Here is a 14,942-nt window from a genome sequence, read left to right as displayed (position 1 = left end):
GTGCCCGGCCGTACCGGTGGCGCCACCCGGCGCGGCCGACCGGCCCGCACCGCCGGCTCTGCTGCCGAACATGCCGGGCATGCCGGACTGGCCGGTGCCCCGTCGCTGACCCATCGAACCGGTGATGCCACCGGAGCCGGAGGAGGGCCGCGGTGTCAGGTGCTCGGTGGTCGTCGCACCGGGCGCCGCGGCCCTCTCCGGTACCAGCCGTTTCAGGGGTGGAAGGCGGTGAAGGAGTCGGCGGGGATTCTGTTGAGCCAGGCGTGGGCGACTTTTCTGGATTTTCCGGGTTTTCCGGCACGTGCGGTCGGGGCTTCCTCAGGGTTTCCCGACAGGCTGGTAACCCAGCCGGCCGCGCGTCGCGATGAGCACCAGGACCGCGGCCGTGGTGCCTGCCAGCAGTGTGACCCGGGACGCCGACTCCGGTGTGGCGACGGACGGGAACATGTCCACGTAGACGATCGACATGAAGTTGTTGATGCTGACGTGCAGCAACATGACCAGCGGCAGGCTCTGCCCGGTTCGGTTGAAGACCCAGGTGACGACCACGCTCAACACGCAGCAGAAGGCGATGAACTCGCCGACCCGCATCCAGGTGACGTCCGGCTGGCCACCCCACTCGGTCAAGAACAGCGGCAGGTGCCAGACGCCCCACACTGGGCCGAGGAGCGCGGTGGCGCCCAGCGGGCCGAACCTGCGCTGCATGCGGGCCAGGGCGAAATCCCGCCAGCCCGGCTCCTCCGCGAGCCCGGTGGTGACCATTTGGAGCACCAGGCCAGGCACATAGGCCACCAGCGCGGCGACGGACGGCATGGTGAGCTTCTCACCGTCCATGGCGGCCGCGGCGACGATGATGGTGGTCGGGACGCCGAGCGCGGTGACCAGGTACCAGATCCAACCGACGCGCCATTTGGTCATCCGCCCGATCCAGCGGCGGACTCCTTCCTTTCCTTCTGTGACTCTGGTGACGATGTAGGCGGCGAAAATGGGGCCAAGGTACGCGCCAGGGAGCACGCCCAGGAACTGCGTGGTGCCGAGCAGCGTAGGGAAGGTGAAGTTCAGGATCCCGAGCCCGTTCGCCGACAGTACATAGGGCGTCCAGGCGGCCCAGCTCATCGCGTTGGCCAGGACGAAGAAACCGAGCAATGGACGGCGGCGGATGAAACCCCTGGGAGGCATGTCGTGCCCGGCGACCGATCGGCTGTTGACTGCCATTCAGTGCTTTCCTTGAGAGTGCGCGATGGACACTCATGAGCACATCAGCCGCGGGCGTTCTGATCACTCCCCTCTACGCCCCAAAGAGAGGTATAGCCAGAGGTACCGCTGTTCCGAGAGCCCACAGCGGCGGATGCTCCGTACTCGGCAGAGGTCGCTCATCCTGGGGTTTCGCTGAGGGGATCGAGCCCGTCCGGCGGTCCGCTCCGCAGGTCCGGGTAGCCGGGGACGAACGCCCCGGCCTCCCGGAGTTCGCGGACGATCTGGACGAAGGCCAGGACGGCGGGATCGGTGGTGCCCCGCCGCCATACGATGCGCTGGTCGGCGAGGGGGACCGGCTCGGTGAAGGGCCGATACACCACGCCGGTGAACGGCCGGGCCGCGGCGGAGGCCGCGACCGTGATCCCGATCGCCGTGTCGGCGAGGACCAGCGGCAGCAGCCGGTCCAGGCTGGAGATCTCCCGGTGGATCGTCACCACGGTGCCGTGGTCGCGCAGGTGGCCGACGATGTGGTCGTACAGCCAGGGGCTGAGGTTCCGCTCGTGCACGATGATCGGCTGGTGGGAGAGCCGCACGGGGTCGATGGCGGTCTCGGCGGCGAGGGGATGGGCGGCGGCCAGGGCGAGGACGAACGGTTCGCGGACGACCAGCAGCGAGTCCAGTCCCGGCCGGGTCTCGGCGTTCCAGCAGAAGCCGATGTCCAGGCGGCGGTCCTCCAGGGCGGGGAGCTGGTCGGCGGTGGTCATCGGACCCGGCGTCAGCCGTACCTCGGGCAGACGCGCGCGTAGCGCGGGAATGACGAGCTGGAACAGGCGCAGGCCGAGGTCCGCGGCGTGACCGATGCGAAGTTCGCCGACCGGGCCGACGGCGGCGCGGCGTCCGGCGTCGAGCGCGTGGCGGGCGGCGGCCACCGTCCGGCGGGCCTCGGGCAGGAACGCCTCACCCACCGCGGTCACGGTGACCCGGCGGCTGGTGCGGACGAACAGCGGGGCGCCGATCTCCTTTTCCAGCCGGCGAATCTGCTCGCTGACCGACTGCTGGGTGACGTGCATCCGGGCGGCGGCCTTTCCGAAGTGCAGTTCCTCGGCGACCGCGATGGCGTATTCAAGCTGGCGGAGCTCCACACCTTCATGATTTCAGCGCGTTGACAGGCGTGGACAGGGTCGACAGGCGCGGCCTGTCAGACATACGCCGATCGGTGGTTGATCCTCTCTCGATCCTGGGCTGACATGTAGACCAACCAGACCGATGCGCTTCGTGTCACCCGATCGAGATCGTGATCAATCCGTGCCCGGACAGAATCGCCGAGCGGAGGTTTCGGATTTCTCCTCTTGGCCGTCAGAGCTGTTCCACAATGCCCCCCGATTGGAGAACCTCATGAACCGACTCCGCGCATTCACCATGGTGGCCGGGGCGATCATCACCGCCCTGGTGAGCGTCACTCCCAGTGGGACGGCGAACGCCGCCCCGTCATCCTCCGGGCTCGCCCAAGCCGGGAGCGGGGTTCAGGTGTCGGAGGTCTACCCCGGGTGCGAGGTGTTCTTCGAAGATCCCCACGTGGTGGACGGCAAGGTGCGCTTCGACGGTGGCGCGCGATGCTCGGAATCCGCTCCGGCCACCGTTGACTGGCTGCTCGTCTGGCTCAGCCCGCAGAACGACGCGCCCTACGACGAAGCGGTCGGTGAGGGAGTCGGCCCCGGGAAGTTCTACTCCGCGAGCAGCACCGTGCCATGCGTCGACGGCACCTACCAGGGCACCATCTTCGCCTCCGTGTTCGGGAACAAGGGCGTCGACCAGATGTGGGTGGACCGTGAGGTGACCGTCGACTGCTGACCGTTCGCCCGGAGTACGACGTCGGGCGCGAGCAGGCGTTCTCAGCCGGTCGCGCCCACGGCCGGGCCCGGTACGGAATGTACTGCCGGCTCCGGCGGGAGCGGCAACCGATCGATGACCCGCCCGGCCGTGCCGACACGGTGCCTGGGGGTCTTCAATGTCGGCGCCCCGGCGGCCGGGCCGTTCTGCGGAGCCCGCGGCGGATTCGTGGGTGACATGCTCAACGAGCTGTTGAACTCCTGTTTCGACAACAGGCCGTTCACCGGCCCGGCGGTCCGGATGGGTATCCACGGAGCCATCACGGGCGCCGTGCTGGGCTTTGAAATCCGTTTGATTCACGGACCCGTGGTGGATTTCCGCGAATTGGTGTTGTCGAGACGGGATATGGTCGCGTTCATATGCCGTTATGTTTCCGCCTGATTCGACGTGGTCGTCGGGGTGGGTGCTCCGCGCTCATATATGTTCCATAGTGATGGACGTGGATTCTGTGGTGATGGATGATTTCCGTTATGAGTGATCTTTCCCCCGGCGGGCCCGGCGCGGTGGTCCTCCGTCCTCAGCGGCCGGGATGGCTGGTCGCCATGGCCGCGTCGATCCCGCTGCTGCTCATTCTGCTGGTGATCCTGCTGGTACGGATGATCAACGGAACGACCGTCAACGGAGGTCTCGGGCTGCTCGCCTTTCCCGCGTTCGTGATCCTGCTGGGCGTGCCCGCCGCCTGGGGCGTCGTTTATCTGCTGCGGCGCGGGCGGACGATGCGCCTGGTCGTTGACGGTGAAACGCTGCGGTACGTGGGATGGAACGGGAAAGGGTGGCAGCTCGCCCGCTCCACGATCACCAATGCGCACTACGTCAATGTCATGAATCCGATGGCCACGAAACCGACGCCCTGGATCATCATCAGCACGGACGCCGACGACGTCGCGCGGGTGCTGTGGCAGAGCGACTGGCCCGAGGGGCTGCTCCGGGTCTGGAAGCGCGGCGGCACCGTCGTGAGCCGTGACGACCTGTCGTTCCGTGAGGTGATCAGCCGCTACCCGCGTCTGGAACTGCCGTGGTGGCACCGGCGGCCCGCCCTCGCGGGCCTGCTGTACTCGGTGGTCTTCGTCGTGTACGTGCTCCTGGTGGTCATGCCTTTCGTGTTCATGTCGTGATCACACGTCCCAGGTGACCGGGAGGCTCGTGACCCCGTGGATGTCGGCGGTCTCCGGGCGCAGGCCGACCTCCTCGGCCGGTACGGCCAGGCGGAGCGTGGGGAAGCGGTTGACGAGCGCGGGGAAGGCGACGCGCATCTCGACGCGGGCGAGCTGCTGACCCAGGCACTGGTGGACGCCGTGACCGAAGGCCAGGTGGCCGCCGTCGTCGCGGCGCAGGTCGAGCAGGTGAGGGTCGCCGAAGCGCCGGGGGTCGCGGTTGGCGGCGTGGTAGGCCAGGATGACCATGGTCCCGGCCGTGATGGTGTGGCCGCCGACCTCCACGTTCTCAAGGGCGACCCGGTAGAACTGCTTGGCGACGGACAGGTAGCGCAGGAGTTCCTCGACAGCCCGGTCGGTGAGGGCGGGGTCGGCGCGCAGCGCGGCCAGCTGCGCGGGGTTGCGCAGCAGCGCGAAGGTGCCCAGGGCCAGCATGTTGGCGGTGGTGTCGAGTCCGGCGGCCAGCAGGAGGAAGCCGATTCCCCGGAGCTCCTCGTCGGTGAAGTCGCCGTCGAGGAGGTCGCTGAGCACGTCGTCGGTGGGATTGGCGCGCTTGGCGGTCACCAGTTCGGCGAGATAGTGCTGGACCGAGGTGTAGGCGGTGAACATCTCGTCGTCGCTGACCTGTCCGCTGATGAGCGACTCGACCTGCGACTGGAAGGAGCCCCGGTCCTCGTACGGCACGCCGAGGAGCTCACAGATCACGATGGCGGGGATGGGCTTGGCGAACGCGGTCACCAGGTCCGTCGGGGGACCGGCCTTCTCCATGGCGTCCAGGTGGTCGGCGGTGATCTGTTCGACGCGCTCGGTGAGTTGCCGCATCCGCCGTACGGTGAACTTGCCGACGAGCGGTTTGCGGTAGCGGCCGTGCAGGGGCTCGTCCATGAGGAGGAACTCGCCCGGCGCCGCCGGAGGGGTCTCGACGTCGCCGTAGTCGATCAGCGGGTGGTGGCGCATGAGTTCCCTGCGGGAGCTGAAGCGCGGGTCGGCCAGGATCGATCTGACCAGGTCGTAGCCGGTGACCAGCCAGCCCCGGTGCCCGTCGGCGAAGGTCAGACGGCTGATGGGACTCTGCTCCTGGGCCTCGGTCAGCTCCTTGGGCGGGTCGAACGGGCAGCCGGACTGACGCGCGGTCGGCAGTGCTGTGACGGTGTGTTCCATTGCCATTCCTCACCTCGCGATAGTACGTGTTCGATATGGCTTGAAAGCTACGTTGCATTAGGAGTAACTGTCAATCATTCGAAATGCATTTGCCCAGGTAAATCGCGATAAATTGGTGCAATGACGCTGGAGTCGAATGCAATCGAGCGTTGCAATGAATGGAGGTGAAGGCAATACTGACGGCATGCCAGGAGGACGGTTGACCCAGCAGGAACGCAGGCGCATCGCCACCGGACTCACCGACGGCCTCCCCTACGCGGAGATCGCCCGTCGGCTCGACCGGCCGACCTCGACGATCAGCCGGGAGATCGCCCGCAACGGCGGCCCCGGCGACTACCGGCCCCAGGAGGCGCACCTGGCGACGGTCCAGCGGGCGCGGCGTGGCACCCCGGCGCCCCCGCGCGCGACCGGATCGCCGGGCGACGCCAGAGAGGAGGAGATCATCGAGATGGCGGTCAGGACGGGGCTGCCGAGGACGATGGCGCGCGTACACCTCGACCTGATGATGTCCGAGGAGGGCAGGCGCACCGCCGCCGAACTGACCCGCAGGCTGAAGATCAGCCCGGCCTCCGTCTCCGTGGCCGTGAACTACCTGCTCCACCACGGGTTCATCCGGCGCGAGCGCGATCCGCGGCGGCGTCGTGACGTCTACGTGGTCGACGACGACAGCTGGTACCACTCGATCGTGATCAGCGCGGGCCAGACACTTGAGGCGGGACGGGCCGCGACGGCGGCGGCGGAGGCGGTCGGCCTCGACGGGCCCGTCGGGCGGCGGCTGGTCAGGGGAGGGGCGCTCCTGGAGCGGATCGGCCTGGACATCCTGAGGTCGGTCGAGCGCTGGCGCGTGTACGCCGACCGGCCGGAGAACCCCTCGCGCGAACCCCGGGCCCGGCGGCCGGTCGTGTTCCGCTGGCCTCGGGGGTAGTTCGGCCGACCCCGGGAGTGGTTCCGCCGGCCCGGAGCGGTTCCGCCGGCCTCGGGAGTAGGGGAATAACGCCGGACGGGAGACAATTAATCCTTCTATTCAAGTAGGAATAAAGGGTTATGGAGGGCCGGATGTCGAACGCGCCTTCAGGGTGGGACGCGGCCGGTGAGCCGCATCCCCTGGACGCCCCCGCCAGGTCGTCCCTGAACGGACCGCACGCCCATTTCGCCGAACGGCGCGGCAACGTGCTGCGCTACCCGGCCGACGTCGCCACGTTCACCGCGCTCCCCGAGGAGCCCGACGCCACCGACTGGGAGGACATCGCCACGCTGGTCGGCCCCGGTGAGGTGGTCCCCCTCAACGGGGTACGAACCCCACCACCCGACGGGTGGGAGGTCGTGATGCGGCTGGCCGGTGTCCAGCTGGTCGACGACGGGGTGCGCGCCGCGCCGTACGAGGAAGCGGTCCGCCTGGAGAGGAAGGATGTGCCGGAGATGATCGAACTCGTCGAACGGACCAAGCCGGGGCCGTTCCTGCCCCGCACCATCGAGATGGGAACCTACCTCGGCGTCCGCAGGAACGGCGCGCTGGTCGCGATGGCGGGCGAACGGCTGCATCCACCGGGCTGGACGGAGATCAGCGCCGTCTGCACCGACGAGGCCTTCCGGGGGCAGGGACTGGCGACCCGGCTCGTGCTCGCCGTGGCCCACGGCATCCGTGGCCGGGGCGAGACGCCGTTCATGCACGCCGCGGCGAGCAACACGAACGCGATCCGCCTCTACGAGTCGCTCGGGTTCAGGCTCCGCCGTACGACGACGTTCCTCGCCGTGCGCGTCCCCGACCACGTCCCCGTCGCATGAGCGTCGAGACGGCCGTCGCCGAGGTCGTGACCCTGGCCAGCGAACTCATCGCGATCGACACCACCAACACCGGCGACCCCACGGCGCCGGGCACCGAGCGGGCGGCGGCCGAGTACGTCGCCGCCAAACTGTCCGAGGTCGGCTACGAGACCACCTACGTCGAGTCCGGCGCCCCGGGCAGGGGGAACGTCATCGCCAGGCTGCCGGGGGCCGACCCGGCGCGGGGCGCGCTGCTGATCCACGGCCACCTCGACGTCGTGCCCGCCGACCCGGCCGAATGGTCGGTGCACCCGTTCTCCGGAGAGGTGCGCGACGGCTACGTGTGGGGACGCGGCGCGGTCGACATGAAGGACATGGTGGCCATGACACTGGCCGTCGCGCGCTCCTTCAAGCGCGACGGCGTCGTCCCACCCCGGGATCTGATCTTCGCCTTCCTCGCGGACGAGGAGGCCGGCGGCTTCTACGGCGCACGCTGGCTGGTCGACAACCGCCCCGAACTGTTCGAGGGCGCGACCGAGGCGATCAGTGAGGTCGGCGGCTTCTCGGTCACCCTCGCCGACGGCGTGCGCGCCTACCTCGTCGAGACGGCGGAGAAGGGCATCATGTGGCTGCGGCTGACGGCCAGGGGTACGGCGGGGCACGGGTCGATGCTGCACAGGGACAACGCGGTGGCGAAGCTGGCCGCCGCGATCACCCGCCTCGAACAGCACCGCTTCCCGCTCGTGCTCACCGATCCGGTGCGTGAGCTGCTCACCGGCGTCGCCGAGGTGACCGGCATCCCCTTCGACCCCGACGACCCCGAGGCCGCCGTCGCCCGCCTCGGGAACCTGTCCAGGATGATCGGCGCGACCCTCAGGGACACCGCGAACGTCACGATGTTCGAGGCCGGATACAAGGCCAACGTCGTCCCCTCGGTGGCCAGGGCGACCGTGGACGGCCGGATGCTCCCCGGCCGGGAGAAGGCCTTCGAGGCCGAACTCGCCGAGGTCCTCGGCCCGGACATCATCCGCGAGTGGGACAGTCTGCCCCCGGTGCGGACCACCTTCGACGGGGCGCTCGTCGAGGCGATGGCGACGGCCGTCACGGCGGAGGATCCGGGTGCCCGCCTCCTGCCCTACATGCTGTCGGCGGGCACCGACGCCAAGTCGTTCCAGCAACTCGGCGTGCGGCACTTCGGTTTCTCACCGCTGAAGCTGCCGCCCGATCTCGACTTCACCGCGCTGTTCCACGGGGTGGACGAACGGGTGCCGGTCGATGCCCTGGAGTTCGGCACCCGGGTTCTCGACCGTTTCCTGCGCGCGTGCTGAACGCCGTACCGGACCCGTCGCCCCGGGTCCGGTACGGTTCCAACTAGCGCCTTAAGGGCATTTCCCGGGAAATCTATACACAGGTCTAGGCATTCCCCTATGGTCTTTTCCCTGGATCCTTCGCTCGTGCGGATTGATGTACCACCAGGTCGCGACGGAGCCGTTTCTCCGGGGCGTCTACCGTTTTCTCGGAGAACGACCACGACGGGCGGGAGATCCGGAAAAGACCCGGCCTCCACCGGGCTGAAACTCCGTGGCCCGGAGGGAACGACATGGTGCGATCGTGGAACGAGCCACCGGCGCGCCGGGTCGTCTGGATTCGCCGGGCCGATCTCACGGCCGCCACGAAGGTCACCTCGACCCCGTCGTCCTCGGTCAGGGTTCGCCAGGCTGATTTCGCGACTGCCACGGCGTCCGCGATGTTTCCCCACACCATGGGCGGCGGCCGGGCCGTACGGGAGACGGTCGCCGAGGTGCTCGACGCGCTGGAGAAGGCCGTCACCGGTCTCTACCCCGCCTGGCTCCCCGAAGCCTCGGACATCACCGGGCCGGGCGGGCTCGCGCTGCCCGCCGTACGCGAACTGGCCAGGCGGACGGTCCGGGGCCGTCGCGACCTCGCCGCCTTCCTGGCCGACCTCGCCGCGCGCTCCCTCGCGGGCGGGAGCCTGCGCCTTCCCCACCGGCCCGTCCCGCCGGAGACACGGGCCGAGGGCCTGGCCATGGCGTTCGCCGCGAGCTTCGGCCGCCCGCACACCGTGATCGTGGCCACGATCCCCGAGGGACTCTCGCCCGCCAGGGAGGAGACGCTGGTAGGGGCGGCCGAATGGCTCACCCACCACGGCCACCTGGGCGTCTGCCTCACCGGCGCCCCCTTGACCACGGTCGACCGAGTCCCGGTCCTGTCATCTCTCCAGGAGTACGGCACCGCCTCACCCCGGGGGACTTCCCCGGCGGCCGGTTCTTCGGCTTCTCCGCCGGCTGGTTCCTCCGTGAGCGGTTCCACGGCCTTTCTGTCGGCGGGCCCTTCGGCTTCTACCACGCGCGGCCCCTCGTCTCCTGGGGCTTCATCGATGGGCGGTCCTCCGGCCTCTTCGGCTGCGGAGCCCTCGGTGGCGGGGTCTTCGGCCGTGGCGGGGCGTCCGCATCCGGGGAGTTCCGTCGAGGCGATTTTGGAGCGGGCGCTCAGCGCGCACACCTGGGCGGCGGGGCGCGCCTGGAACCAGACCTACCAGCCACATCCGCTGGTCAACCCCATCAAGGTCGATCTGATCTGGCAGACCGAACGCTGCGTCGTCGAACTCGACGGCCCTGACCATCGCAGCCCGAGGAAGCTCGCCGAGGACCGTCTGCGCGACGAACGCCTCATTGAGGACGGTTACGCGGTCATCCGTTTCACCAATGAGCGCGTCTTGACCGATATGCCGGCCGTACTCCGAGAACTGAAGCGCTTTCTCCACACCCACCGCGCCACGCACGAAGGATAGAGATATGTCTGATTCAGGGCTTTCGTTCTCTGAAGTGTCTTTTTTGGTGATTTTGATGGTGGAGGGGAAGGAGGTCACCAACCCTTACCTGGAAGAACGATATGGGGTGACGCTTACCGGAGATACGCGTCGGAAGTTGAACGACCTCAAGCTCGTCGAAAGCCGGAAGCAGGGCCGTTCGTTCAGCCATCTTCTGGATGAAGATGGCTGGGCCAGGGTTGCCAAGGAGTTCGAGAACGGCATCCCCATGCCTCGGGGTGTGGCTGGGGCGATGAACCTTGCTTTAGTGTCCCTGACCCGCAGGCTTCTGGCACGAACCGGGCTGCAGCTCAACGAACTCCCCCTCTCGGAGGAGACTCCAACGGTTCCCGAGGTCGAAACCACTGAGCCGGTGGAGATCGAGAGTGGGGACATCACCACGCGTATCCGTGCCGCCTACGCCAAGCTGGCCGACAAACCCGGCGCAGCGGTCAGTCTGGCTCGGCTTCGCCCCCTGCTTGGCGATGCCACGAGGGAGGAAGTGGACAACGCACTCAAGGCGATGATCCACATATCGGGGGTGAACATCGACTCCGACCACAATCAGAAGACCCTTACTCCTGAAGCCAGGGCGGCAGCGGTGGTCATCGGTGCTCAGGACAGGCACCTGATTTCGATCGGAGCGCGATGAGCAGGGAACTCGAAGCGCTCCAGGCGCTCAGATTCAACTGGGTTGAGGGGCCCGATGACGTGTGGAGTTCCTCGACGTTCCATGTCGAGGGACTCAACCGGGTTGTGGAACGCGACATCCTGGGTGGGGTCGCCGATGTGGTGAGCGGTGGCGCGACCAGCCCGATCGGCCTGGTACTGCGTGGGCAGCGGGGGTCAGGCAAGACCCACCTGCTCGGCTGGGTCAGGGAGCGCATCCAGCAGGAAGGGGGTTACTTCTTCCTTGTCGGTCTGCTGGACGCGCGGACCTTCTGGGAGAGCACGCTGTTCTTCATGCTCGAAGGTCTTTCACGAGAGGGGCAAGGCGGAGAGAGCCAGCTCAAGATCCTGTTACGGAGGCTGTCCGAACTCGCCGACATGCCCCGTGGCGTGCACCGTGAGGTGATCGGGAACCGCGCGGTGACCCGTGAGAGCCTCGACGCCTTCGTGGAGGGGGTGCGTGGGCTCAACCCCGCTATTGGTAAGGACACGAAGGACACCCTGCGTGCGCTCGTACTGAGTGCCAGCCCCGACTACGCCGTCCAGGACATCGGTGACGGTTTCCTGGGAGCGTTGGCCGAGGAAGAAGTGGGCGAGCGCACAGTCTGGGGGATTCGGCAGGCGCCAAAGACGCCGCAGGAGATCGTCAGGAACATCTCCTGGCTGCTCGCGCTGACCGGACCGTCCGTCATCGCCGTTGACCAGATCGACATTCTCGTTGCGCACTCCCCTGTCTCCGGTGACAGTACGGCGGCGCACGATTGGCGCGACCTGATCGTGATTGACCAGGTCGCCGGTGGGCTGATGGCACTGCGTGAGTCCACCCGCAGGACCTTGACGCTTGTCTCCTGCTTTCAGCAGACCTGGACTCTCGTCGAGGAGTTCGCGACCGCCAGCGCGCGTGACCGGTTCAAGCCGATGCCCAACCTCAAGCCGCTTCCCGATGCCGATTCCGCGCGGGAACTGGTGGAGAAGCGTTTCGCCGCCCGGTTCGCCGAGATCAGGTTCGAACCGCCCTACCCCACCTGGCCCGTGCTGCCGAGCGCGTTCAAGGAGGCCAGCGAGTACACCCCGCGACAGCTCCTGATCAGGATCGACAGCCATATCAGCGCTTGCCTGACCGATCAGCATGTACGAGAGCTGGAACACCTCAACCAGACCACCGACCGGACCAACCCGATCATCCAGTCCTCCGTCTTCGAGCAGCTTGATGCCCGGTTCGCCGATCTCAAGAAGCTGACGCCCACGGACGACGCCCTGAACGCCACCGTCGAGGACGCCGTCATGCCCGCCCTGCTCGCGGCCGGGCTTTCGGCCTGGATCGACGGGCTCGGCGAGGCCGGGGCCCAGTTCAGTGTGGACCCGCCGCCCAGCAGCAAGCCGCCGCTCCACGCGAGGCTGCGGCGCACCCTGGACGAGGAGACCGAGGACGAGGAGCACTGGGCGTTCCGGGCCATCGCCGCCACGCACCACATCGCCGCCCTCAGCCGCCTGCGCGCCGCCTCCGTCACGGCCGGGCTGAACGCCGAGGTCTCCCGCAGGCGGCTGTTCGTGCTGCGCAACGTGGCTTGGACGCAGGGCCCTAAGACGATCGCCGCCGTCGCCGAGTTCGAGAAGGCGGGCGGCCGGGTGCTCACGGTCGACGAGGAGGACCTCAGGGTTCTGGCCGCGCTGCGGCAGCTGTACGCGGACAACCCGCCGAACCTGCGGGCCTGGCTGGCCGTACGGCGCCCGGCACGGGACGTGAAACTGCTCCGCGAGGCCCTGGGGGACACCCTCCCCGAGGGGGAGTCCGAGCGTTCGGTCGGCACGCTCCCCGAAACCGGAACCGAGCGTTCGAACGGCGTCGCGGAGTCGTTCCCCAAGGCCGAGCCGGAGCCCGCACCGATCCCCACCCCCACACCCACCGGCGCCGTGACCCCCGAGCCCGTCAAGCCCGTGACCCCCGAGCCCGCCAGGTCCGTGGCCCCACAGAACACGGGGCAGCCGCCGTACGTGCCATTGGGCAACACCGTCATCGGTGGCCGGCCCGTCTCGGTCGAGCTTGAGGCGCTCAGGAAGCACACCGTGATCTTCGCCGGGTCGGGGTCGGGGAAGACCGTCCTCATCCGCAGGCTGGTGGAGGAGTGCGCGCTCCGGGGGGTCTCCGCGATCGTGCTCGACCCCAACAACGACCTCGCGCGGCTCGGCGACGGCTGGCCGGAACCGCCGCAGGGCTGGGGGCCGGGTGACGCGGAGAAGGCGGCCGAGTACCTCGCGGCCACCGACGTCGTCGTCTGGACGCCACGGCGGAAGGCGGGACGGCCGTTGAGCTTCCAGCCGCTGCCGGACTTCGCGAGCGTCGCGGCCGACCCGGACGAGTTCGGTGTCGCCGTGGACGCCGCCGTGGCCTCGCTCGCGCCGCGCGCCAAGCTCACCACCAAGACGGCGAAGACCGAGGTCGGGCTGGCCGTGCTCAGGGAGGCCCTCGTGCACTACGGGCGCGGGGGCGGAGTGGGCATGTCGGGCTTCGTCGACCTGCTCGCGGAGCTGCCGTACGGCGTGAGCGACCTCGCCAACGCCGGGAAGATCGCGGCCGAGCTGGCGCAGACGTTGATGGCGGCCATGGTCAACGACCCGTTGTTCGCCGGGGAGGGGACACCGGTCGATCCCGGCGTGCTGCTCACCCCGCCCCCGGGGAAGCGGGCACGGATCTCGGTGATCAGCTTCGTCGGCCTGCCGTCGGACGAACAGCGGCAGAGCTTCGTGAACCAGCTGCAGATGGCGCTGTTCGCCTGGATCAGGAGGAACCCGGCCGGTGACCGTCCGCTCGGCGGCCTGTTCGTGATGGACGAGGCGCAGACCTTCGCGCCTTCGGGCGGGACGACCGCCTGCACGCGGAGCACACTGGCGCTGGCCACCCAGGCCCGCAAGTACGGCCTCGGCCTGGTGTTCGCCACCCAGGCGCCCAAGGGGCTGCACAACTGGATCCCGGGCAACGCCGCGACCCAGTTCTACGGCCTGCTGAACTCCCCGGCCCAGATCGAGGCGGCCAAGGAGATGGCCAGGTCGAAGGGCGGCGCGGTCACCGACGTCTCCCGGCTGACGACGGGCCAGTTCTACCTGGCGGCCGAGGGAACCGCCTTCGCCAAAACCCTGGTCCCCCTCTGCCTGTCCCACCACCCCAAGGCCCCCCTGACCGCCGAAGAGGTGATAACCAGGGCCAACCCCACCCGGTCCTGAACGCCCTGGGCGACCGCGCGAGGAGGAACGCCACCTCGCGCGGTCCACACGAGGTGGCCTCGGGGTGGCCGATTGACTTATCGTTTTTCGATAAATTATCGTCCTGGTTATCGAAAAACGATAAATGGGGGTGAGATGTCCGAGAGGAAACCTTCGTTGGAGCCTTTGGCCAGCGCGGCGCCGCTTGGGCTGTTGTGGTTCGTCGTCGTCACGGTGGTGGGCTTGGGGCTTCTCGCCTCCGGGAGAGGCAGTCTCTTCGGGCTGGACGGCGAGACCGCGTGCGCCGTCGATCCGGGCCTGCAGGCGGGAGAGGTTCTCGTCGACCGTGCCACTTCGGGTGTGTCGACGATGGCGACGGGAACGCGGTTCTGCACGGGCGAACCCAGCGGGGCGCAGATGATCTGGCAGGCGCTCACCACGTTCCCCGGCTTCGTGCTCGCCGTCGGCGCGCTCGTCATGGTGTGGCGTATGGTCCGCGTCGCGGACAGGCGGGGCGTCTACACACTCGATGTGGCGCGAGGGCTTCGTTCCCTGGGGTGGTGGCTGCTGGTCGGTGCCGTCCTGGCTCCCGCTGTTCAGGATCTCGCCAACGCTCAGCTGCTCGGCACGCTCAGCGTCGGCTACTCCTACACGTTCCGGCTGCCTGACATCTCACCGGCGGTCGTTCTCACCGGGCTGGGTCTCATCACCCTCACCCGTGTCATGAGGAACGCCGCTCGGATGCGTGAGGACCTCGAAGGCCTGGTCTGATGTCGCCCGCCGATATGGAAGAGCACGGCATAGCCGTACACCTCGATCGCCTTCTCGCGGAACGGGGGATGACCCTCACGGAGCTGTCGGAACGCGTCGGCGTGACCATCGTGAACCTGTCCATCCTCAAGAACGGACGCGCCAGGGCGATCAGGTTCAGCACGCTGACCAAGATCTGCGAGGCCTTGGAGTGCCAGCCCGGAGACCTGCTCTCCTGTCGCCGGGAGGACTGACAGGCAGGTGCCCGCGAGGCCGCAAGCCGGGATGATCAAGCTGAACATGGCATCTGTATCGGGAGATCCCAC

14 protein-coding genes are annotated in these 14,942 nt (G+C 68.2%); 11 read left to right on the top strand and 3 right to left on the bottom strand.

Going from position 1 to position 14,942, the window contains the following annotated elements; translation table 11 throughout:
• Positions 1-318: 318 nt before the first annotated feature.
• Positions 319-1,215, bottom strand: coding sequence for a CPBP family intramembrane glutamic endopeptidase (locus ACFYY8_RS30615; protein ID WP_390046882.1), 897 nt, complete (start codon positions 1,213-1,215; stop codon positions 319-321).
• Between the two features lie 158 nt (positions 1,216-1,373).
• Positions 1,374-2,339: a LysR family transcriptional regulator gene (locus ACFYY8_RS30610; RefSeq protein ID WP_390046880.1), complete on the bottom strand. Its 966-nt coding sequence runs from the start codon at positions 2,337-2,339 to the stop codon at positions 1,374-1,376.
• Between the two features lie 253 nt (positions 2,340-2,592).
• Here ACFYY8_RS30610 and ACFYY8_RS30605 point away from each other — a divergent pair, with 253 nt between their 5' ends.
• The 3 genes from ACFYY8_RS30605 (at position 2,593) to ACFYY8_RS30595 (ending at position 4,202) form a co-directional block, all read left to right on the top strand.
• Positions 2,593-3,048, top strand: a complete 456-nt coding sequence (locus tag ACFYY8_RS30605) for a hypothetical protein (protein ID WP_390046878.1) — start codon at positions 2,593-2,595, stop codon at positions 3,046-3,048.
• A 114-nt stretch (positions 3,049-3,162) separates the two neighbouring features.
• Entirely contained in the window at positions 3,163-3,468 is a 306-nt protein-coding gene (locus tag ACFYY8_RS30600) for a hypothetical protein (protein ID WP_390046876.1), read from the top strand.
• A gap of 89 nt (positions 3,469-3,557) precedes the next feature.
• On the top strand, positions 3,558-4,202 hold the full coding sequence (locus ACFYY8_RS30595; RefSeq protein ID WP_390046874.1) for a hypothetical protein: 645 nt from the start codon (positions 3,558-3,560) through the stop codon (positions 4,200-4,202).
• On the opposite strand, the gene ACFYY8_RS30590 is transcribed toward ACFYY8_RS30595, so the two are convergent.
• Complete coding sequence (locus tag ACFYY8_RS30590) at positions 4,203-5,402, bottom strand: cytochrome P450 (RefSeq protein ID WP_390046872.1); 1,200 nt, start codon at positions 5,400-5,402, stop codon at positions 4,203-4,205.
• Positions 5,403-5,601: 199 nt separating this feature from the next.
• Between ACFYY8_RS30590 and ACFYY8_RS30585 the strand changes: the two genes are divergently transcribed.
• From ACFYY8_RS30585 to ACFYY8_RS30550, 8 genes are all read left to right on the top strand, one after another.
• Positions 5,602-6,327: a helix-turn-helix domain-containing protein gene (locus ACFYY8_RS30585; protein WP_390046870.1), complete on the top strand. Its 726-nt coding sequence runs from the start codon at positions 5,602-5,604 to the stop codon at positions 6,325-6,327.
• 131 nt (positions 6,328-6,458) lie between these two features.
• Entirely contained in the window at positions 6,459-7,187 is a 729-nt protein-coding gene (locus ACFYY8_RS30580; RefSeq protein WP_390046868.1) for a GNAT family N-acetyltransferase, read from the top strand.
• Entirely contained in the window at positions 7,184-8,494 is a 1,311-nt protein-coding gene (locus tag ACFYY8_RS30575; RefSeq protein WP_390046865.1) for a M20/M25/M40 family metallo-hydrolase, read from the top strand. Before ACFYY8_RS30580 ends, ACFYY8_RS30575 begins: the two co-directional genes overlap by 4 nt.
• A 272-nt stretch (positions 8,495-8,766) precedes the next feature.
• Complete coding sequence (locus ACFYY8_RS30570; protein WP_390046862.1) at positions 8,767-9,978, top strand: endonuclease domain-containing protein; 1,212 nt, start codon at positions 8,767-8,769, stop codon at positions 9,976-9,978.
• A gap of 4 nt (positions 9,979-9,982) precedes the next feature.
• A complete protein-coding gene (locus tag ACFYY8_RS30565) occupies positions 9,983-10,648 on the top strand; it encodes a hypothetical protein (protein WP_390046861.1) in 666 nt (221 codons plus the stop codon).
• On the top strand, positions 10,645-13,887 hold the full coding sequence (locus ACFYY8_RS30560) for an ATP-binding protein (protein WP_390046859.1): 3,243 nt from the start codon (positions 10,645-10,647) through the stop codon (positions 13,885-13,887). The genes ACFYY8_RS30565 and ACFYY8_RS30560 overlap by 4 nt, the downstream gene beginning before the upstream one ends.
• A 156-nt stretch (positions 13,888-14,043) precedes the next feature.
• Positions 14,044-14,637 (top strand): DUF2975 domain-containing protein, encoded by a 594-nt coding sequence (locus ACFYY8_RS30555; protein WP_390046857.1) that lies wholly within the window; start codon positions 14,044-14,046, stop codon positions 14,635-14,637.
• Entirely contained in the window at positions 14,637-14,870 is a 234-nt protein-coding gene (locus ACFYY8_RS30550) for a helix-turn-helix domain-containing protein (RefSeq protein ID WP_390046855.1), read from the top strand. The genes ACFYY8_RS30555 and ACFYY8_RS30550 overlap by 1 nt, the downstream gene beginning before the upstream one ends.
• Positions 14,871-14,942 lie beyond the last annotated feature (72 nt).

The organism is Streptosporangium sp. NPDC001559 (assembly GCF_042893955.1).
Taxonomy (GTDB): Bacteria; Actinomycetota; Actinomycetes; order Streptosporangiales; family Streptosporangiaceae; genus Streptosporangium.
Note: the sequence above shows the minus strand (reverse complement) of the source record. Positions and strands in the feature narration are given on the sequence as shown.

Bases quoted from the DNA above. Each gene is read 5' to 3' on its own strand.
- ACFYY8_RS30615 (WP_390046882.1), bottom strand. From the start codon at position 1,215: ATGGCAGTCAACAGCCGATCGGTCGCCGGGCACGACATGCCTCCCAGG.
- ACFYY8_RS30605 (WP_390046878.1), top strand. From the start codon at position 2,593: ATGAACCGACTCCGCGCATTCACCATGGTGGCCGGGGCGATCATCACC.
- ACFYY8_RS30600 (WP_390046876.1), top strand. From the start codon at position 3,163: ATGACCCGCCCGGCCGTGCCGACACGGTGCCTGGGGGTCTTCAATGTC.
- ACFYY8_RS30595 (WP_390046874.1), top strand. From the start codon at position 3,558: ATGAGTGATCTTTCCCCCGGCGGGCCCGGCGCGGTGGTCCTCCGTCCT.
- ACFYY8_RS30590 (WP_390046872.1), bottom strand. From the start codon at position 5,402: ATGGAACACACCGTCACAGCACTGCCGACCGCGCGTCAGTCCGGCTGC.
- ACFYY8_RS30580 (WP_390046868.1), top strand. From the start codon at position 6,459: ATGTCGAACGCGCCTTCAGGGTGGGACGCGGCCGGTGAGCCGCATCCC.
- ACFYY8_RS30575 (WP_390046865.1), top strand. From the start codon at position 7,184: ATGAGCGTCGAGACGGCCGTCGCCGAGGTCGTGACCCTGGCCAGCGAA.
- ACFYY8_RS30570 (WP_390046862.1), top strand. From the start codon at position 8,767: ATGGTGCGATCGTGGAACGAGCCACCGGCGCGCCGGGTCGTCTGGATT.
- ACFYY8_RS30565 (WP_390046861.1), top strand. From the start codon at position 9,983: ATGTCTGATTCAGGGCTTTCGTTCTCTGAAGTGTCTTTTTTGGTGATT.
- ACFYY8_RS30560 (WP_390046859.1), top strand. From the start codon at position 10,645: ATGAGCAGGGAACTCGAAGCGCTCCAGGCGCTCAGATTCAACTGGGTT.
- ACFYY8_RS30550 (WP_390046855.1), top strand. From the start codon at position 14,637: ATGTCGCCCGCCGATATGGAAGAGCACGGCATAGCCGTACACCTCGAT.